The sequence below is a fragment of the Psychroserpens sp. genome (assembly GCF_036960315.1).
In the GTDB taxonomy this organism is placed as follows: domain Bacteria; phylum Bacteroidota; class Bacteroidia; order Flavobacteriales; family Flavobacteriaceae; genus Psychroserpens.
The window spans coordinates 42,534-61,740 of sequence record NZ_JBALVR010000002.1 but is presented as its reverse complement, the minus strand read 5'-3'; the positions used below and the strand labels follow the sequence as shown (position 1 = coordinate 61,740).

Below are 19,207 nucleotides of genomic sequence, written 5' to 3'. Positions count from 1 at the left end.
TTTATGAATGTTATCTTTTCTTCGACTTCAAGACGGTTGATGTTTTTGTTAAATTAGTCTTCAATCGACTATTTTAAACCTTTTCATTTTAAGAGTTGAGACTATTTTAAGTTAAGCTCTTTTCCGCAGTCAGCTCAGCAATTTTACAAATGACTTCAGTGGCTTTTATCATACTCTCTACAGGAACATATTCATAACGTCCATGAAAATTATGTCCGCCAGCAAAAATATTAGGACATGGTAACCCCATATAACTTAGTTGAGAACCATCTGTTCCACCTCTAATTGGTTTAATGAGTGGCTCAATGTTTAATTGTTTCATGGCCTCTTCGGCAATATCTACAATATGCATCACAGGCACAACCTTTTCTTTCATGTTGAAGTACTGGTCTTTAATATCGATAGTAATGACTTCACGTTCGTATTGTGTATTGATATCAGTGGTAAGCTTTTGCATGACTTCTTTACGTGCTTCAAAATGAGCCATGTCATGATCTCTAATGATGTATTGTAATACAGTTTCTTCTACTTTGCCTTCAACACCATGTAGATGGAAAAAGCCTTGATAGCCATCGGTGTGTTCTGGTGTTTCCATTCGAGGCAAAGAATTGATAAACTCATTAGCGATATACATAGAGTTGACCATTTTTCCTTTAGCATATCCTGGATGCACAATTTTGCCTTTTACAGTCACTTTAGCACCAGCAGCATTGAAGTTTTCATATTCTAATTCACCAATTTGGCTGCCATCCATTGTGTAGGCCCAATCGGCTCCAAATTTTTCGACATCAAACTTATGTGCTCCACGACCAATTTCTTCATCTGGAGTAAAACCAACTTTGATTTCACCATGTTTAATTTCAGGATGATTGATGAGGTGTTCCATGGCAGAAACGATTTCAGTAATTCCGGCTTTATCATCTGCTCCTAGAAGTGTTGTTCCGTCAGTTACAATTAAAGTCTGACCTTTATAGAGTAATAAATCTTCAAAATAGTCTGGAGACAACATAATATTTTTCTCTGCATTGAGTGTAATATCCTTACCATCATAGTTCTCAATAACGCGAGGTTTTACATTCGCTCCTGTAAAATCTGGTGTAGTATCAAAATGAGAAATAAAGCCAATAGTTGGGACATCATGATCTACATTACTAGGTAAGGTTGCCATGATATAAGCATTTGGGTCTATAGTGACGTCTTTCATGCCAATAGCAATAAGCTCTTTGGCTAGTGAATTTGCTAAATCCCATTGTTTAGCTGTACTTGGAGTTGTGTCGCTTTCTGGGTCGGATTCGGTATCTACAGTGACGTAACCTATAAAACGTTTGGTGATGTCTTCTTTGCTTATCATAACCTTTAATGCTTTTCTTTTATGAGTTTGAATGAATGATAAAATATCATTAGGTAATTATTAAAGCGAAAGTTAGCGATTATATTCAAATGTATATTATTTTTGCACCAGAAAAGATTTCTTATGTACAAGCTTCTGCTACGACCAATACTATTTTCTTTTGATCCTGAAAAAGTTCACTATTTTACATTCTCTTTAATTCGAAATTTCTCTAAAATCCCTGGAATGTCAGCTTTATTCCGAAGTTTATACGTCCTTGATGACAAGACTTTAGAACGTGAATTGTTCGGACTGAAATTCAAAAACCCGGTAGGACTTGCCGCAGGTTTTGATAAAAATGCAGTCTTATATAATGAGCTAGCGAATTTTGGTTTTGGATTTATTGAAATTGGAACAGTGACACCAAAAGGTCAAGTTGGAAATCCTAAAAAAAGATTATTCCGTTTGAAAACCGATAAAGGTATTATCAACCGAATGGGCTTTAATAATGAAGGTTTAGAAGCTGCAATCCATCAGTTGAAAAAGAATAGAGGCAAACTTATTATCGGCGGAAATATTGGAAAAAATACGGATACAACCCCTGAAGATTATACCAAAGATTACTTAGAATGTTTTAATGCTTTGCATCCTTATGTGGATTATTTTGTACTTAATGTGAGTTGTCCAAATGTTGGGAGTCATGCCAAATTGAATGATAAGGACTATCTTCTAGAGCTCATTTCCGAAGTGCAAAAAGCAAATCATACTTTTGAAAAACAGAAGCCTATTTTATTGAAAATCGCTCCAGATTTAAATGATAATCAGTTGGACGAAATTATTGAGTTGATTACCGAAACTAATCTGGATGGTGTGATAGCGAGTAATACATCGACAGACCGAACAGGTTTAAAAGCTTCTGAAGAGCGACTTACTGAAATTGGAAATGGCGGTTTAAGTGGTCAACCTATTAAATCGAAATCGACACAGGTTATCAAATATCTAGCGGATAAGAGCAACAAGTCTTTTCCAATAATTGGAGTAGGAGGCATTCATTCTGCAGAAGATGCTCTAGATAAAATTGAAGCTGGAGCAGATTTGGTTCAGATCTATACTGGTTTTATCTACGAAGGCCCAAAATTAATTAAGAACATCAACAAAGCACTTATAAAAAAAGCGAATTAACTCTGACATCAATTCGCTTCTTATGGTTTTATTTCCGGGTTAATTTTTAATAAACGGAATGGTACTTGAACTTAGCCCTTTGGTTAATTTTATATAATATACACCTTCACTAAAGTTTTTAGCTTGTATACTTAAATCGTCAACTTGAGTGATTTTCTTAATCGTTACTACTTGTCCTAATACGTTATAAACGGTGTAGCTATCAGGTAAATCGTTAGTATTTGATAGTTGAATATTTAGAATGTCTTTTGTAGGATTTGGATATAGCGAAATACTATTTTCTGTAAAGTAGTCTTCGACACTCAATACTGCGTTTGACATATAGTTTATTTCTCCAAAACCATAATTTCCACCACTAGCAATTGTGCTACCTTCTAGTGTTGTTAAAGTGTACGAGCCATTTCCAGAAAAACAACAAATACCATCACCATAGCTGTCTAAAATCTCAAACGTATAGCATTCGTTAGTTGCAATTGTGAAAGTTTCGGTAAACGTTTGGAAATCATCTGTATCATTATTGTAATTAGGACTTGAGTACAACACTGTACCACTACTGTCCTTAAATTCCCATGAGATTTCTGCTGACCAATCATCGGTCGTTAAGTTTAGAACGACATTAGAAGTTGAAATATCTTCACTTCCAACCTCTATATATTCAGGATAAACTTTCGTAATTGTAGTTGATCCATCGGAAATCGTCAATGCGACATCATATGCTCCTGGACTCGTGTAGTTATGTGTAAAACTCTGAGTGGTGTAATCTATAATATCGTCACCATCAACATCCCATTGCCATGAGGTAGAACCAATACTAACATCTGAAAAATCGACTTCTAGTGAATTACTACAGTCTCTTGTAAAATCTGTAGCTAAACTCACATTAAGACTTGGGCATGCTAAATTAGATCTTGTGGTTTGAGATACGCCATAGATTCGTGCATATTGTTGCGGAGTAAATAAATTACGACACTCTTTACGTGAATATGACATGATATTTAATGGATTAGGACTAAATGCATCATTATTAGCATCTAAGCCTGTACCAACATATTGACATGCTGCTGTTACATTACCATAACCCAATTGTGGATCTGCTGGTGTGTCACAAATAAAATCACCATCCGTATCACAATTAGAACCATCAACCAACTCTGTAGTTAATGTACCATTAGAATTTCCATGGGTGTGAGATAAAGCAAAAAAGTGCCCCATTTCGTGAGATAATGTACTTCCATTCATTGCACAGGAATTAGCCATCAGAATAACTTCTGGTCCACCAGGGAAATAGGCATAACCACACAAACCGCCTCCATTATCAGGAAGACTTACAGAGTTTGCAAAATAAATATTGATAACATTAGTTACATTGTTAGCATTAGTGAGAACATCCTGCTGATCAGTCGTATAGTCATAATATTCTGTACTATCAATATAGTTAATGTCGTCGCATAAAAAGAACTCTAGGTATGCATTTGCATAAAAGTTGTTCATGAGTGCTAAAGCATCATTTAATTGTGTTTCTGTAAGTCCGCCAGTCTCATCATCTTGTCTTAAGATATGTGCCTTAATAGGAACAGAACTAATCGCTGTTGATGAACGTTGAAGAGCTCTTCTTTGATAGAACTGTTGTTCGTATTGTCTAATTTGAGGTAATAAGTCCTGGAAGTATTGTTCAGATTCAGGCGTTGCTACAGTACCACATTGTGGCTCATTTTGAGCAGAAGCTAGTGATATTGAACATATAGTTATTAAAAGAAAAACAATCTTTTTAAGGATGGCTAGAGATTTCATAAGTATAGGTAGGTTACTATTTAGATCGTAAATTTATTGAAAAATCGACAAAACACCTAATTTATAGATGAAATACCATTTTTTGTTATTTGATGGCGATCTTTTTAGTCGATTGTGAACCATCTTCAAATACTAATCTAATAAGATAAATCCCTTGATTAAGTTGCGTTAAATCAAATTTTGTTTGATTGTCAGCATTTTTGTTTTTAAATCTAGCCACTTGCTTACCCAGAACATCATAAGCCAAGGCTTCCTTTAACGTATTTGCGCTGGAAGTTGTAACCGTGAATTGACCATTTGACGGGTTAGGATATAAACTAACCTCAGTCATGTCTTGATTATCAACACTAAGTACTTGATTTAAAGTAATCGTCATTGTGCCTATTGGTTTGTCATTAAAAGGCCCTTCATTGATAAGAACGCCAACGGGTTCAAAAGGCACTGTAACTTGATTTGTGGCACCATAAGTCGTACCACTATCTGTACCAGCATCATAAGGGAATAATTCTAAAATAATTTCATTTCTCCATGTATTTCCGTCTCTAAGGTTGACACTGTTGATAGCGATCATCCAGTCCGGACTTGGAGCAATCATCGATACTAAACTCAATAATGGATAGTCTGAGCTTACCACAACATTACTCAACGTTGCTGAACTTATGGCCGCAAAAGGTGAAAATCCTTGTTCTAGCCATTGGTCTGCATTACCTATAATGTTAATTTCATCGTTTACTTCGCTGAAGAGAATACCATTGCTACCAGCTTCCGCAACATTCTTTACGCCAGTAGACGCTAAAGTTCCCATTTCAAGAAGCGTGTAATTACTGTTATGTGTGGCTCCAACTAGATCAGACCAATGTGCATTTCCAGGTATAGCTGAAGTACTGTTACCTGTATCAGGTGCAACGGTTTCATTTTCCCAATTACTGCTAAATGTAATGTTGTAACTTGCGGTAGTTTGTGCGAAAATAATAGCTACGCTAAGTAACAAAGCAAGGGAGACTATCGATTTTAAAGCTAAAGTAATTTTCCCCATAGTACTAGTCGTTGATGTCAAGTTAGTTATGTCGAAAAAAAACCACAATTCCTTACACTAATCTTTAATTATTTTTATAAAAAATTAATCATACTGAATTACGATCTCCTCATATCATTTGTACTGGCAACTTCTATACTTGCTATTTCTCCAGGACCAGACAATATATATGTTTTAATGCAGAGTATCGTCAATGGCAAAAAATTTGGATTAGCAACCGTTGCCGGTTTAATTTCTGGATGTTTGGTGCACACTACATTGGTTGCTTTTGGAGTGTCTTCCATTATTAAGGAAAACGACTCATTATTTTTTATCATAAAATTACTTGGCGCTTTATATTTAGTGTTTTTGGCGTTTAAGGTTTATAAGTCTAGTGGAGAGCTGAGTTTAAATTCTGGGAACATTCCCAAGAAAAGCATGGTGCAGTTATTTAAACAAGGGTTTGTAATGAACGTACTAAACCCCAAAGTATCTATTTTCTTTTTGGCATTTTTCCCTGGATTTCTATTTAGTCAAACGATGAGTACAGTTATTCAATTTTATGTATTGGGATTACTGTTTATGCTAGTTTCTGCTATTATTTTCTCAGTAATTGCTATTCTGGCTGGTTCCATTTCAGAATATATCAAACAGCATAAACGTGTTGGACTTTACCTTAAATGGCTACAAATTATTGTGTTTGTGGGAATTGCGATTATCATTTTTACTTCGGAAAAATAAACGCATATGAATAGACTTAATTGCTATCTTTGGAGGAGATGAAGAAGCCACTCAAAATAATTGAATGTCCTCGTGATGCCATGCAAGGCATTAAGGATTTTATACCTACCGATAAAAAAGTGCAGTATATACAATCGCTGTTGAGAGTGGGTTTTGATACGATTGACTTTGGGAGTTTTGTCTCACCAAAAGCCATACCTCAAATGGTTGACACAGCTGAAGTATTGTCAAAGTTAGATTTGAGTAAAACAACAAGTAAACTATTAGCGATTATTGCTAACACTCGAGGTGCCAATGATGCTTGTAAACATCCTGAAATTGATTATTTAGGCTATCCCTTTTCTATATCTGAAAATTTTCAGATGAGAAATACACATAAAACTATTGCTCAATCTGTTGTGACACTTTCTGAAATTTTAGAATTAGCAAATACCCATAATAAAGAAGTGGTTGTTTATATTTCAATGGGATTTGGCAACCCTTATGGAGATCCATGGAATGTAGATATAGTAGGTGAGTGGACCGAACGATTAAGCAATATGGGGGTGAAGATTCTCTCACTTAGTGATACGATTGGAAGTTCTAATCCTGAGAGTATCAATTATTTATTTTCAAATTTGATTCCAAAATATACAGACATCGAATTTGGAGCACACCTACATACCACACCAACTTTATGGTTTGAAAAAGTTGATGCAGCCTTTAAAGCTGGATGCATGCGTTTTGATGGTGCAATTCAAGGATTTGGTGGTTGTCCAATGGCTAAAGATGAACTCACGGGAAATATGCCTACCGAAAAGGTTTTGTCGTATTTTACGTCTAATATGCATAATAATCTCAATGCTATGAGTTTTGAAAGCGCCTATAATGAAGCTACAAAAATCTTTACTGCTTACCATTAAACTCTTTATTTTTTAAATTTTGACATTCTTTAAAACGCACATTTTCAATGTATTGTTTCAAGGTTTAAAAGTTTATTTAAAATTAATCTAAATAAACTTTGCACAAGTAAATATCTGTTTTAAATTTGCAATCGAATTCGTGACAATTATTTATATCAAGTCTAAATAAGAATAGTGGATTAACTAAAATGAAATCAAAAATTCACGAAAACTTAAAAATCACAAGCCGCATCATGAGTAAAAAAATACTAGCCTTTATTATTACTTTATCAGCATCATTTGTTTATGCTCAAACAGTACCAGATTCTTTATCTATTAATCCTCAAAATCAACAAAATGCTGCTCAGCGTATTTTATCTGGAAACATCAACACAGGTGTAACAGTAGGAGGTTATGGAGAAATTACATACAATCAGCCAGAAGCTGATAACGGAGAGTTAGATGTTCAACGTTTGGTATTACTTTTTGGATATAAGTTTAATGATAAAGTACAGTTTGTTACAGAAATTGAGTTAGAGCATGTTGAAGAAGTATTTGTAGAGCAAGCATTTCTTCAGTATAGCTTAAATGATAATGTTAATCTTCGAGGTGGTTTAATGTTAGTGCCTATGGGAATTGTTAACGAATACCATGAACCAACAACATTTAATGGTGTTGAAAGACCAAGTATTGATGGAAGTATTGTACCAACAACTTGGAGGGAAATTGGTTTTGGTGTTTCTGGACGTTTTGATGAGGTATCTTTGCGCTACCAAGCGTATATCTTTAATGGTTTTTCTTCTGTGAATGGCACTAAAGTTTTAGGTGGAAAAAATGGATTAAGAAATGGAAGACAAAAAGGAATTCGTTCTACTGTAGATTCTCCAAATTTTTCGGCTAAACTAGATTTCTATGGCCTTCCAGGATTACGTTTAGGCTTATCTGGATATTTTGGTCGTACTCAGGCTGAAGATGATGTAGAGGATATCGATGGGACATCGGTAGGAATATCTATGGTAGGTTTTGATGCACGATATGCTTACCAACGTTTTACTGCTCGTGGACAATTTATTCATGCAAGTATTAGTGATACTGAAGATTATAATAATTTAAATGTTGCAGATTTGGGAAGCGCCTTGCAGGGATACTATGTAGAAGCTGCTTATAACTTATTGCCATTAACTAAGCAACAACAATTATTTGCTTTTGCTAGATATGAAGATTTTGATACACATGCTTCTGTTGATGGTGGATTAATGAGAAACGATAGTTACGATCGTAATGAATGGACATTTGGTTTGAGTTATAAAGTTGCTCCAGGAGCAGTTGTTAAAGCCGATTACCAAATAAAAGATAATGCAGCAGGTTCAGATGTTCCTAATCAATTAAACATAGGCTTGGGTGTCTGGTTCTAAGTTGTTTTAACTATAATTAAGTGTATGAGTCAATTAAGATTTTAAAGTCTTCTTTGACTAATAGGCTTTTAAAAGTATACCTTTGTAATATGAAGTTTACCCACATTTTATTAGCATGTTTAACTCTCTTATTTGTGGGCGCTCAATTGCCCAAAAATATTCAGAAGAAAGTTGATAAAGAGATAAAAAGGACTTATGAAGTTGAAGAATTTGTTTTCGAATCTAAAACTTTTGATGCCGAAATTGTAAAAACACTTCCTTCCGAATTTGGATCGGATAATTTTTTTAATATTAGTAAAGGTGATACGCTATTAGGATATGCTTATGTTTCAAAAGCGCCTAGCAAAACAGATGAGTTTGATTATTTGATTCTATTAAGTAAAGATTTAGTAGTGAAAAAAGCTAAAGTATTGGTGTACAGAGAAGATTACGGTGGTGAGATTGGAAGCAAACGATGGCTCAAACAATTTGTAGGTAAAACTCCAAAAAATGAGTTGAAGTATCAACAAAACATTGTGGCTATTGCTGGAGCGACAATTTCAGTGCGATCAATGACGACAGCTGTTAATGATATGCTAAGATCATTAGAAATTCTTCAATCTAAAAAGGCGCTATAATGCAACTAAATGGCATGCTTCATACCTTTCCAAAAGAACTAAAAATACTTTTAGCGGTATTCATTATTGTTTTAAGTGTTGGTTTTTATACAGGTTTGTTGTTTGTTGGAGAAACGTCTTCAGCAAATCCAAATGGTATTGAAGAACAGTATTTGGGTAATGAAGATAATGGGGAAGCCACTGTTATGAAGTTTAAAAAAAATGAACGACAAATGCTAACATTGGTACATGGTCATATTTTATCTATGTCTATCATTTTCTTTTTGGTTGGCTTAATTTTGAGCACAACTAAACTGTCAAGGCGTATTAAAATGATATTAATTATCGAGCCATTTATTTCTGTATTGTTAACATTTGGCGGAATTTATTTTTTATGGAAAGGCATGCTCTGGATGAAATATATAGTTGTTATTTCAGGAAGTTTAATGGCTTTAGCCTATACCGTTTCTGTCTTGATTATATTATATCAATTATTAGTTTCTAGAAAAGTCAATTTATCATAATTGATTATCTTAGTAAAAAAGAAAAACAAATGAATTCAACAATTGAAGAATTATTAAATAGTCAAATTAAATACGAAGCGCAAGCATCACTGCAATATTTGGCAATGGCGTCTTGGGCAGATGCCGAAGGTTATAATGGTGTTGCCCAATTTTTCTACAGTCAATCTGAAGAAGAACGTGTGCACATGACCAAATTGGTCAAGTTCGTTAATGAGAGAAGCGGAAATGTGATTATCCCAGCATTAGATCAGCCGAAAGCATCTTATAAAAGTCTTAATGAACTTTTTGAGAAATTTCTTGAAAGTGAAGTGTCTGTTACAGAGCAAATTAATCACGTGATTTATGAATGTTTACAGAATAAAGATTATAACGTTCATAATTTTATGCAATGGTATGTCACAGAACAGCTTGAAGAAGAGGCAATGGCAAGAACCTTATTGGATAAATTAAACATTATAGGCAATGATAAATCTGGTCATTACTTATTTGATCGCGATATTAATACCATTGCAGCAGCTCAAGAAAAAGAATAACTTCACTTTAGGCAACGCTATAAATTAAAATAATGCGAGACGAATTAATTTTGGAAAATTCTCCAGTGATTATTACGTCATTTGTTCTGTATTGTGATGTCAATAAGAAGTCTAAATGCTGTAAAAAGTACAAGAAAAAAGGAAAGACTAATTGTAAGCGTTGCCCAAGGTTTTAAGGATCCATTTATTTTTTAATTTAAAAAAACAGTTTAGCTAAGATTTAATATAGTCTTAATACTATTCTTTTATTTATGTCGTATATTCGCATGCAATTATAACTGTAATTGCATCATGACAGCACACGAAAATAAAATTGTTGGAGAAGGTCTTACTTACGATGACGTACTCTTAGTTCCAGCATTTTCTGAAGTATTACCACGAGAAGTCAATATTCAAACTAAATTCACGCGTAACATTACGATTAATATCCCTGTGGTTTCCGCAGCTATGGATACGGTTACCGAAAGCAAAATGGCTATTGCTATGGCGCAAGAAGGAGGTATTGGCGTACTTCATAAGAACATGACTATTGACCAGCAAGCTGAAAAGGTTCGTAAAGTGAAACGCGCTGAAAGCGGAATGATAATCGATCCAGTGACCTTGCCTCTAACAGCAACTGTGGCTCATGCCAAGCAGAATATGGCAGAACATAAGATTGGAGGCATTCCTATTGTTGATGAGACAGGAACGCTAAAAGGTATTGTTACCAATCGTGATCTTCGTTTTGAACATGATAATGAAAGACCAATTGTTGAGGTGATGACTTCCGAAAATCTAATCACATCTGCTCAAGGCACGTCTTTAAAAGATGCAGAGAAAATCCTTCAATTAAATAAGATTGAAAAATTATTGATTGTTGATGATAATTACAAATTAGTTGGATTAATCACGTTTAGAGATATCACTAAAGTCACTCAAAAACCAAATGCTAATAAAGATTCCTACGGAAGATTGCGTGTTGCAGCGGCTATAGGGGTTACTGGAGATGCTGTAGATCGTGCTTCTGCATTAGTAAAAGCAGGGGTAGATGCCGTTATTATAGATACAGCTCATGGTCATACCAAAGGTGTGGTGATGGTATTGAAAGAGGTTAAGAAAAAATTCCCAAAACTTGAAGTTATCGTTGGAAATATTGCCACCGCTGAAGCTGCAAAGTATTTGGTTGAAGCTGGTGCAGATGCCGTAAAAGTTGGTATTGGTCCAGGTTCAATTTGTACGACAAGAGTGGTCGCAGGTGTTGGGTTTCCGCAGTTTTCCGCAGTATTAGAAGTCGCTGCCGCAATCAAAGGTTCTGGAGTTCCAGTAATTGCAGATGGCGGAATTCGTTACACAGGAGATATCCCAAAAGCCATTGCAGCAGGAGCAGACACTGTAATGTTAGGTTCTCTATTGGCTGGAACAAAAGAAAGTCCAGGACAAACCATTATTTACGAAGGACGAAAATTTAAGTCTTATCGTGGAATGGGTTCTGTAGAAGCCATGAAGCAAGGAAGTAAGGATCGTTATTTTCAGGATGTTGAAGACGATATTAAAAAATTAGTTCCAGAGGGTATTGTTGGTCGTGTACCATATAAAGGCGATTTGGTGGAAAGTATCCATCAGTTTATTGGCGGACTTCGAGCAGGAATGGGGTATTGCGGTGCAAAGGATATTAGTACTTTAAAAGAGACTGGTCGTTTCGTTAAAATAACGGCTTCAGGTATTAATGAAAGTCATCCACATGATGTCACCATTACTAATGAATCACCAAATTATTCGAGGTAGAATTAAAACAGATATAAAATGAAAGCACAACTCTAAGTTGTGCTTTTTTTATCTAGCCAATTTGATATGCGCTTATGATTTGCTTTTAATTATGTTTTGGAGATAACAGTTTAATAATCGAATCATTAATTGGCGTCACCATATGATATTTTGGTTTGGAACTAATTTAGTAAAAGAAAACGAATACACACAAAGTGGACAAAATGTTATACAAGTTGCTGCCAAGATTATTTGAATATTCTCAATCATTCACAGTAATAGGCAGAAAGGATTAGCTACCTTATCAAAAAAGGAAAACAACATATGATTACAGATATAGAAATAAACAAGCCAGAACCGATTTCGATTAGTGAAAAACCAAAACCGTTTAAACACGGGACTGATGTTGGACCTACGATTGAATCCTTAAAGCAAGGTAAATATATACTAATCAGTGAGTTTTATAGTGACGGCATTTCCCTTCTTAAGGATTTACACAAATATCTGAAACTAAAATTACCCAATAAGTCTTTCATAGAACAGCATGAGTATCGCTCAGAATACTATCGACTTTCAAATCTAATTTTATTAGAAATTGTCGATCAAAAACTATGTGCAAAGAAATCTCCTAGCATTGGCTGGTTAGAAAAGTTTTATTCAGATAATGATCATTTCTTTTTGACCTTTCCTCAAATACAAGGATTGAATAGTGCTTGGCAATGGTATGAAAATGGAATTTCTATACCTGTACTACGAAACAAAATACATCCTTATTACGGAACATACTTTCCTACGCGTTTTGACCATTTAGTGCTTTTTGATAATTGGTTAAAGCGTTACGAAGGACCAAAAAAGACAGCTATAGATGTTGGTGTTGGCTGTGGTGTGTTATCCTTGCAAATGGTACAACATCAGTTTCAAAAGGTGTTTGCAACCGATACAAACCCTAATGCGATTGTAGGATTGACAGAATTTATGGGTACAACAAAGCTCTCACGAAAAATTGAACTGGATTTTGGAGATCTCTTTGGTAAGTGGGAAAAGCAAACCGAATTGATTGTATTTAATCCACCTTGGCTTCCAGAAGCTCATGTCTTGGGTAGCATTGATGAAGCTATTTATTATAGTAAGACCTTATTCCTAGATTTTTTCACTGAAGCAAAAAAAAGACTATTACCCGAAGGAAAACTAGTGCTCCTCTTTTCAAATTTGGCGCAAATAACGAATGTAACAACAGACCATCCTATAGAAACAGAATTGGCCGAAGGCAACAGGTTTCAATTGGAAAAATGTTTTAAGAAATCGGTAAAAGCTGCTTCTAGTAAAACAAAACGGGATCAGCATTGGCGCTCTTCAGAAGAAGTAGAACTTTGGGTGCTAACACATATTTGAATCCTGATATTGCTGAAATAATTGTTGAATGTTGGCTTCAGTATTTTATACACTAAAAAATACTGGAGGCATATCAAACATTGCATGAAGTAGCACTGCATTAAGAATAGAACAATCCTTTTCTCTAATGAACCCTAAAGTTAACCAATGGCCAATGTAAATAATGCCCATATCTGAATATGAAGAATTAGATTTTTTCCAATGGGTCTTTTTGTGATATTCATTACTTCCTGTTTTGATTAATTCAAATATGACAGAAAACTATAAATCTTGGTTAACTCTTATATCCCAACATATCATCAATCGTATTGGCTGTCACAGAATGATAATTGGCTCTCGCTTTTTTATAGATTGCTAAAGCTTCATCAACCTTGTTATTTCGTTTAAAGGCTTTGTACAATGTTGAGACATACCAACGTCTACCAACACGAATCAGAAAGTCTTCAATCTTTTGGTCTACATTTTTGCCATGATAATCATGGTTAATCGTTTGTTCATACCAAACCATTGCAATATGCGAATTGTTGGAATTGGTCAAGTCGAAAGCGATATCTAAGCGTTTTAAATCTTCTGTAGTAATGGTCTCAGGGAAATTCCTGATAAAATGAACCCATTCTTGGGTGGTCCAACCCTTAGTTTTTGATACATCAACTGCCTTGTTATCTATAAAAGAGTGTAATGTGTTTTGTGCATTTTCAAATTTATCAGAAACAATAATGGCTTGATTTTCTGGAATGCCTGGTTGGTAAATCCATTCGTCTACATTAAACGCAATACTGTTTGGTTCTAACAGATTGGCGTTGAGGTAATCTACAAAACTTTCAGTTGTCACTGTAGAAAAGGCATTGGTTTTGAAATAACTTTTTAGAAAAACATCAAATTTATCACGACCAACAGTTTCTTCAAGAGTTCGCAAAAAGAGATATCCTTTATCATAGGCAATGCTGTTCATGCCATCGTCAGGATTTTTATTCGTTAAATCCAGTTTTAATTTGGTCATGTCTGGCTCGTCTTTGAAACCTTCAACTTCTTCTTCTAAATCTTGTCTTCCAATCAAAGCAATCATGTTGGCGCGATCTTTACCGTAGAGTGCTTCCATGATTCTAATTTCAAAATACACCGTAAACCCTTCATTAAGCCAGAAGTCATTCCACGTAGCATTAGTCACCAAATTACCAGACCATGAGTGTGCCAATTCGTGTGCAATTAAAGACGTCAAACTTTTATCTCCAGCAATTACTGTTGGTGTAGCAAAGGTTAATCTTGGGTTTTCCATACCACCAAACGGAAAACTAGGCGGCAAGACAATCACATCAAATTGCTCCCAATCGTAAGCACCATATAGATTTTCGGCAGCAACGACCATTTTCTCCATATCACTAAATTCAGCTTGTGCTTTATCTACCATAGATTTTTCGGCATAAACACCTGTTCTGTTACTTACGGCTTTGTATTCTAAATCTCCAACAGCCAATGCCATTAAATATGGCGAGATAGGTTGTTTCATTTTAAAGGTATACAATCCGTCCGCTGTTTTTTGTTTCGGATTTTCGGCACTCATCACTGCCATAAGTTCTTTTGGTACTTTTACTGTAGCATTGTAAGTAATTCTAATTTGCGGACTGTCTTGAATAGGAATCCAACTACGCGTTAAAATTGCCTGACCTTGAGTGAATAAAAATGGATGCGTTTTGTCTGCGGTTTGTTGTGGACTTAGCCATTGCAAGGCTTCAGTTTTATCGGTTGTTTTATAATGAATGGTGATTTGTTTTGTGTCTTCGGTAATTTTAATTTTCAAGGGTTGTCCCAATTGTTTATCAAATGTTCCAAGCGTGAATTCGGTTGGTTTCCCATCAGCTTCTGCACGTTCAATTTCTAAAAATTTTGAATCTAAAACGATTTCCGAAGCATCATTGCTTTCAATAGTATAGGTTGCAGTACCACCGATTATTTTTGAATCGAAATCAACATTTATATTTAAGTTTAAATGCTTGATAACAGATTCATTAGGTTTTGCATAGGAGTGTATTTCTTTGACGTATTTAGATATCGTAGTTTCTGCTTTCTTGTCGTCGTTACAGCTAAATACTAAGACGATTAAAGCAGATAAAAGTGTTTGTTTTTTCATAGTGTTTATTCTGAGTAAATTTGTCCACGATGCGGTTTAAGAGCATCTCGAATAGGTTTCATTTCATCATCGGTTACAACCATAAATGCAATACTATGCAACTCATTGAGCTGTTCAAATCCGGTAATGTTAAGATTGGTGTTTTTAATAACGATAAACTCTTTGAGATGTTTTACGTGATGCTCTGCAATTTTTATAGCATCAGGACCTCGAAAGTCCCAAATGAGTTTTAGTCTACGCATTGGCAACAGAGGTTCCGTTTTCAGCGAAATTTTTAAAATCTTGCATATATTTTAATGTTTGTTTTTTAAAAGCGCGAGGCATCATAAAGAGCATAATTCTCATGACCAAATTTAGGGGTAAAAAATCACTTTTGGAAATCCATTTTGTAAATCCGTTACTAGTTTTTTCAAAATAATTTTGTTGTACGTTGTGTACGGTTTTGGAGGTGTAGTTGGCGTGAAATTCATAGGGGAACTTACGTTTAGTAATGGTTTCTATAATTTCCATTTTACGCTTTCCAAATTGATAGGTGAGTTTCATTTTTGAACCTAAATCTCCTGGGTCACCAGAAACATGTTCTGCATATATCAATCCGTGTTGCCAATGTTTCATGTTTTCGACATTATCCATTTTTTTAATAAACTCATCTAAAGGCACATTGACCGTTATTTCGGTAGTGTATTTCATTTTGAATATAAGAGGGATTATTCAATTTTAAAGATACTTAGTTTTTTAAAATATAATGACGATTGAAAGTTCAATCGCCATTATATTAGTTCATTGGTATTTTAAATCTATTTTTTTGATAAAACTTTTAATGTTTTAGTGAAATTATATCCTTCAACTGTAATGAAATATAATTGACTACCACTTAAATTTAAATCGGTACTAAAGCTGTTTGAAAGGCTTGTTGTACTTATAGCTTTAATGATTTTACCTGTGATATCTATGACATTTATATTCAATTTTCCTTGATAGTCATTGACTAAAAGTTTGTCGTTTATAACTTTGATGTTTTTAGTCGAATCAAATTCCATGACATCAAGCGTAATTCCATATTCAAAGGATGAGGTAAATGTAAAATCTGACCCTCCAATATTCCCTCCCGGAACAGGAGATCCATAAGCTTCATCAGATGTGAAACCATTGCTAGCATTAAGATAGATACCTATAAATCTAAAACTATCAGCGCTAGTTAAGCCTAATTCACTCCAATCGACTTCTAAAGTAAATGTGGCATCATTAGATAGCATCAATGTCGAATTTAATGAGGCAACGAAAGGTAAACCATTATCGCCAACAACCCCAGAAGCAGGAATTGACCATACGCCTCCAAAGCCAGTTTCGATCCCTAAAGCAAAATCAGGTTCAAATCCAGCGGGAAAACCAAGTACAGAATCATCATATCCTGCGCTCGATATCGCTCTTCTTAATTGATCTCCTTGATCATTGACATCACCATCAATAGAGGTTCTGCCTCCTGTAGCAGTGTCTAAATAAATGACAAGTGTGTCAAAAAATTCTCCGGGACCTCTTGTTATTTCAAAAGTTATAGTCGAACCATCATCATCTATTGTCATGGAACTTGGACCAATTACGCCTCCAAATCCACTATTCCCATTACCATTGTAAGTAGTTTGAGCAAAACTCAAACCAAATGAAAGGGTAAAAGCAATTATAAAGTAATTTTTCATCATATATGTTATTTAAATTTCAATCAAACCTAAACTATAATTAACATATTTAAAAAAATGCGCGCAACTATTACGTTTTCGTGTTGATAACTTTAGTTTTCAAGGGATGTCATCTCCATATGAATTGATATTAATTTCAATGTTAGTTTTTTATTAGGTCATACGAAAGATTAAGACTAGACGTTTGTTAAAAGCGTCTTGTTTTATATGGTAATTATATTATTTTTGCTGAAATAGTATGGCATGCTATTTATAAAAGGATATGACCTTAGAAATAAAAATAAAAATACACACATGAAATTATTAGTTACGACACTTTTTCTTGGTTTTACTTTACTTCTTCAAGCACAAGTGAATGATAAGGATGTATTGTTTACTGTAGATGGAGCGGATATTATGGCTTCAGAATTTGTAAGAGTTTACAATAAAAATCTAGATTTAGTAAAAGATGAAAGTCAAAAAGATATTGACGGCTATTTGAAACTATTTGTCAATTATCAGCTTAAGGTTAAAGAGGCGCGTCGTTTAGAGTTAGATAAAGACCCTAAGTATATAAGGGAGTTTAATACCTATAAAAAGCAACTGACTAAAAACTACATGTCTGATAGCAAAGTTACAGATGCTTTGGTTAAAGAGGCTTACGAGCGTACAACTAATGATATTAAAGCATCTCATATTTTGGTTCGTATTGAAGAAACTGAAACTGATACACTTGACGTTTATAAGCAAATAATGCAATTACGTGAACGCCTCATTAAAGAAGACTTTGAGACATTGACGAAAGATGTTCACAACGGAAAAACAATCTTTGCGGAAGACTTAGGTTACTTTGGAGGTTTTAAAATGGTGTATTCATTTGAATCTGCTGCCTTTAATACTGCTGTAGGTGAGGTGTCTATGCCGTTTAGAACCCGATTTGGGTACCACGTTGTTAAGGTGTTTGACAAGCGTAAATCTTTAGGTCAGGTTACTGTGGCTCATATCATGGTATCAAACAAACAAAAGGATAGTACAGTAAACCCTGAAACTAGAATTAATCAAATCTATCAAAAAATTCAACAAGGCGAAAAATTTGAATCCTTAGCAAAACAGTTTTCAGATGATAAGAGCTCATCAAAAAAAGGAGGCGTGTTGTCACCATTTACAGGAGGGCAATTAAGCTCAAAAGAATTTGAAGATATCGCTTTTTCTTTGGAGAATAAAGGCGATGTATCGAAACCGTTTAAAACAGATTACGGTTGGCATATTGCAACATTAATCGGAAAAAAGGGTGTTCAGCCTTTTGAAGAGGTACAACTAGAATTGGAAAATAGAGTTAAACGAGATTCTCGATCTAACCTTATCAATTCTGCATTAGTAAAAAAGTTAGCTTCCAAATATAATGTCGAAGAACATAAAGAGGATTTAGCATATTTTGAAAGTATCATAACAGATGACTATTTCAATCAAGCTTGGAAAGCTCCTGAGAATTTTGATGGCGACAAAACGTTTATTAAAATTGGTGATAGTTCTATTTTGAGTAAGGAATTTATTAATCATTTGTTGAAAAGTCAGCGTCAGTATTACAAACGAAAAGTAGCACCTAAAGTCCTAGTGACAGGTGAATATAAAAAGTTTTATGAAGAGAACGTTTTAAAACATCATGAGGATAATTTAGAGTTTGAAAATGAAGACTTCGCCTTTGTTTTAAAAGAATACAGAGATGGATTGTTATTGTTTGATCTTATGGAAAAAGAAGTATGGAATGCAGCTTCTAAAGATTCAGTAGGATTGCAAAATTTTCATGAGACTAACAAAGCTAACTATGTTTGGAAAGATAGAGTAGATGCCGTGATTTTGTCTTCGGCTTCACAAAAAACTATTACAAAAGTTAAAAGCGGATTGGAAAAGGGAGTTTCCGTAGAAGAGATTATTCCTGAAATGAATACCAAGAATGAATTGAATGTGATTTCAACAGCTGATGTTTTTGAAAAAGGGCATGAGTCGCTTCCTTCAGATTTTGAATTTAAAGAAGGTGTTTCTAATATTTATCAGCATAACGATTCGTATCATGTGGTCATGGTAAATGTAGTTTTGCCAGCAGGAAATAAGACTTTGGATGAAGCCAGAGGAAAAGTTATAAGCGATTATCAGAATTATATTGAAGATAATTGGGTCAAAATACTTAACGAACGTTTTGATGTCAAATTAAATGAGTCGGTGTTAAAACGCGTTAAAAAACAAATCAAAAAGAACTAGC

At 34.5% G+C, this 19,207-nt stretch carries 17 protein-coding genes; 10 read left to right on the top strand and 7 right to left on the bottom strand.

Going from position 1 to position 19,207, the window contains the following annotated elements:
• Nucleotides 1-106: 106 nt before the first annotated feature.
• Nucleotides 107-1,351, bottom strand: coding sequence for a peptidase T (gene pepT, locus V7719_RS03945; RefSeq protein ID WP_335728571.1), 1,245 nt, complete (start codon nucleotides 1,349-1,351; stop codon nucleotides 107-109).
• A 123-nt stretch (nucleotides 1,352-1,474) separates the two neighbouring features.
• Here pepT and V7719_RS03940 point away from each other — a divergent pair, with 123 nt between their 5' ends.
• Nucleotides 1,475-2,512 (top strand): quinone-dependent dihydroorotate dehydrogenase, encoded by a 1,038-nt coding sequence (locus V7719_RS03940; protein WP_335728570.1) that lies wholly within the window; start codon nucleotides 1,475-1,477, stop codon nucleotides 2,510-2,512.
• A 39-nt stretch (nucleotides 2,513-2,551) separates the two neighbouring features.
• On the opposite strand, the gene V7719_RS03935 is transcribed toward V7719_RS03940, so the two are convergent.
• On the bottom strand, nucleotides 2,552-4,303 hold the full coding sequence (locus tag V7719_RS03935; protein WP_335728569.1) for a T9SS type A sorting domain-containing protein: 1,752 nt from the start codon (nucleotides 4,301-4,303) through the stop codon (nucleotides 2,552-2,554).
• Between the two features lie 85 nt (nucleotides 4,304-4,388).
• On the bottom strand, nucleotides 4,389-5,339 hold the full coding sequence (locus tag V7719_RS03930; RefSeq protein WP_335728568.1) for a T9SS type A sorting domain-containing protein: 951 nt from the start codon (nucleotides 5,337-5,339) through the stop codon (nucleotides 4,389-4,391).
• Nucleotides 5,340-5,432: 93 nt separating this feature from the next.
• On the opposite strand from V7719_RS03930, the gene V7719_RS03925 reads away from it, so the two are divergent.
• The 8 genes from V7719_RS03925 to V7719_RS03890 all read left to right on the top strand — a co-directional run bounded on the left by V7719_RS03925 (nucleotide 5,433) and on the right by V7719_RS03890 (nucleotide 13,143).
• Nucleotides 5,433-6,059: a LysE family translocator gene (locus V7719_RS03925; RefSeq protein ID WP_335728933.1), complete on the top strand. Its 627-nt coding sequence runs from the start codon at nucleotides 5,433-5,435 to the stop codon at nucleotides 6,057-6,059.
• 38 nt (nucleotides 6,060-6,097) lie between these two features.
• Complete coding sequence (locus tag V7719_RS03920) at nucleotides 6,098-6,961, top strand: hydroxymethylglutaryl-CoA lyase (RefSeq protein ID WP_335728567.1); 864 nt, start codon at nucleotides 6,098-6,100, stop codon at nucleotides 6,959-6,961.
• Between the two features lie 233 nt (nucleotides 6,962-7,194).
• The gene (locus tag V7719_RS03915; protein ID WP_335728566.1) at nucleotides 7,195-8,355 is read left to right on the top strand and encodes a porin; all 1,161 of its coding nucleotides are present in this window, start codon (nucleotides 7,195-7,197) and stop codon (nucleotides 8,353-8,355) included.
• Nucleotides 8,356-8,444: 89 nt separating this feature from the next.
• The gene (locus V7719_RS03910) at nucleotides 8,445-8,972 is read left to right on the top strand and encodes an FMN-binding protein (protein WP_335728565.1); all 528 of its coding nucleotides are present in this window, start codon (nucleotides 8,445-8,447) and stop codon (nucleotides 8,970-8,972) included.
• A gap of 14 nt (nucleotides 8,973-8,986) precedes the next feature.
• Nucleotides 8,987-9,475, top strand: a complete 489-nt coding sequence (locus tag V7719_RS03905; RefSeq protein ID WP_335728564.1) for a hypothetical protein — start codon at nucleotides 8,987-8,989, stop codon at nucleotides 9,473-9,475.
• 29 nt (nucleotides 9,476-9,504) lie between these two features.
• Nucleotides 9,505-10,008 carry a ferritin gene (locus V7719_RS03900; protein WP_335728563.1) on the top strand — a complete coding sequence of 168 codons (504 nt, stop codon included), beginning with the start codon at nucleotides 9,505-9,507 and terminating at the stop codon, nucleotides 10,006-10,008.
• Between the two features lie 291 nt (nucleotides 10,009-10,299).
• Nucleotides 10,300-11,772 (top strand): IMP dehydrogenase, encoded by a 1,473-nt coding sequence (guaB, locus tag V7719_RS03895; RefSeq protein ID WP_335728562.1) that lies wholly within the window; start codon nucleotides 10,300-10,302, stop codon nucleotides 11,770-11,772.
• Nucleotides 11,773-12,075: 303 nt separating this feature from the next.
• Complete coding sequence (locus V7719_RS03890) at nucleotides 12,076-13,143, top strand: methyltransferase (protein WP_335728561.1); 1,068 nt, start codon at nucleotides 12,076-12,078, stop codon at nucleotides 13,141-13,143.
• Between the two features lie 274 nt (nucleotides 13,144-13,417).
• On the opposite strand, the gene V7719_RS03885 is transcribed toward V7719_RS03890, so the two are convergent.
• The 4 genes from V7719_RS03885 to V7719_RS03870 all read right to left on the bottom strand — a co-directional run bounded on the left by V7719_RS03885 (nucleotide 13,418) and on the right by V7719_RS03870 (nucleotide 16,971).
• Entirely contained in the window at nucleotides 13,418-15,271 is a 1,854-nt protein-coding gene (locus V7719_RS03885; protein ID WP_335728560.1) for a M1 family metallopeptidase, read from the bottom strand.
• Nucleotides 15,272-15,276: 5 nt separating this feature from the next.
• Nucleotides 15,277-15,513 carry a hypothetical protein gene (locus V7719_RS03880; protein WP_335728559.1) on the bottom strand — a complete coding sequence of 79 codons (237 nt, stop codon included), beginning with the start codon at nucleotides 15,511-15,513 and terminating at the stop codon, nucleotides 15,277-15,279.
• On the bottom strand, nucleotides 15,506-15,961 hold the full coding sequence (locus V7719_RS03875) for an SRPBCC family protein (RefSeq protein ID WP_335728558.1): 456 nt from the start codon (nucleotides 15,959-15,961) through the stop codon (nucleotides 15,506-15,508). Before V7719_RS03875 ends, V7719_RS03880 begins: the two co-directional genes overlap by 8 nt.
• Before the next feature lie 107 nt (nucleotides 15,962-16,068).
• A complete protein-coding gene (locus V7719_RS03870) occupies nucleotides 16,069-16,971 on the bottom strand; it encodes a T9SS type A sorting domain-containing protein (RefSeq protein ID WP_335728557.1) in 903 nt (300 codons plus the stop codon).
• 291 nt (nucleotides 16,972-17,262) lie between these two features.
• Between V7719_RS03870 and V7719_RS03865 the strand changes: the two genes are divergently transcribed.
• Nucleotides 17,263-19,206, top strand: a complete 1,944-nt coding sequence (locus V7719_RS03865) for a peptidylprolyl isomerase (protein WP_335728556.1) — start codon at nucleotides 17,263-17,265, stop codon at nucleotides 19,204-19,206.
• The last annotated feature ends 1 nt before the right edge of the window (nucleotide 19,207 follow it).

Excerpts from the sequence above, each read along its gene's own strand:
- V7719_RS03885 (WP_335728560.1), bottom strand. The coding sequence starts at position 15,271 with ATGAAAAAACAAACACTTTTATCTGCTTTAATCGTCTTAGTATTTAGC.
- V7719_RS03865 (WP_335728556.1), top strand. The coding sequence starts at position 17,263 with ATGAAATTATTAGTTACGACACTTTTTCTTGGTTTTACTTTACTTCTT.
- V7719_RS03890 (WP_335728561.1), top strand. The coding sequence starts at position 12,076 with ATGATTACAGATATAGAAATAAACAAGCCAGAACCGATTTCGATTAGT.
- V7719_RS03935 (WP_335728569.1), bottom strand. The coding sequence starts at position 4,303 with ATGAAATCTCTAGCCATCCTTAAAAAGATTGTTTTTCTTTTAATAACT.
- pepT (WP_335728571.1), bottom strand. The coding sequence starts at position 1,351 with ATGATAAGCAAAGAAGACATCACCAAACGTTTTATAGGTTACGTCACT.
- V7719_RS03910 (WP_335728565.1), top strand. The coding sequence starts at position 8,445 with ATGAAGTTTACCCACATTTTATTAGCATGTTTAACTCTCTTATTTGTG.
- V7719_RS03875 (WP_335728558.1), bottom strand. The coding sequence starts at position 15,961 with ATGAAATACACTACCGAAATAACGGTCAATGTGCCTTTAGATGAGTTT.
- V7719_RS03930 (WP_335728568.1), bottom strand. The coding sequence starts at position 5,339 with ATGGGGAAAATTACTTTAGCTTTAAAATCGATAGTCTCCCTTGCTTTG.
- guaB (WP_335728562.1), top strand. The coding sequence starts at position 10,300 with ATGACAGCACACGAAAATAAAATTGTTGGAGAAGGTCTTACTTACGAT.
- V7719_RS03870 (WP_335728557.1), bottom strand. The coding sequence starts at position 16,971 with ATGATGAAAAATTACTTTATAATTGCTTTTACCCTTTCATTTGGTTTG.
- V7719_RS03920 (WP_335728567.1), top strand. The coding sequence starts at position 6,098 with ATGAAGAAGCCACTCAAAATAATTGAATGTCCTCGTGATGCCATGCAA.
- V7719_RS03915 (WP_335728566.1), top strand. The coding sequence starts at position 7,195 with ATGAGTAAAAAAATACTAGCCTTTATTATTACTTTATCAGCATCATTT.
- V7719_RS03905 (WP_335728564.1), top strand. The coding sequence starts at position 8,987 with ATGCTTCATACCTTTCCAAAAGAACTAAAAATACTTTTAGCGGTATTC.
- V7719_RS03940 (WP_335728570.1), top strand. The coding sequence starts at position 1,475 with ATGTACAAGCTTCTGCTACGACCAATACTATTTTCTTTTGATCCTGAA.
- V7719_RS03880 (WP_335728559.1), bottom strand. The coding sequence starts at position 15,513 with ATGCGTAGACTAAAACTCATTTGGGACTTTCGAGGTCCTGATGCTATA.
- V7719_RS03900 (WP_335728563.1), top strand. The coding sequence starts at position 9,505 with ATGAATTCAACAATTGAAGAATTATTAAATAGTCAAATTAAATACGAA.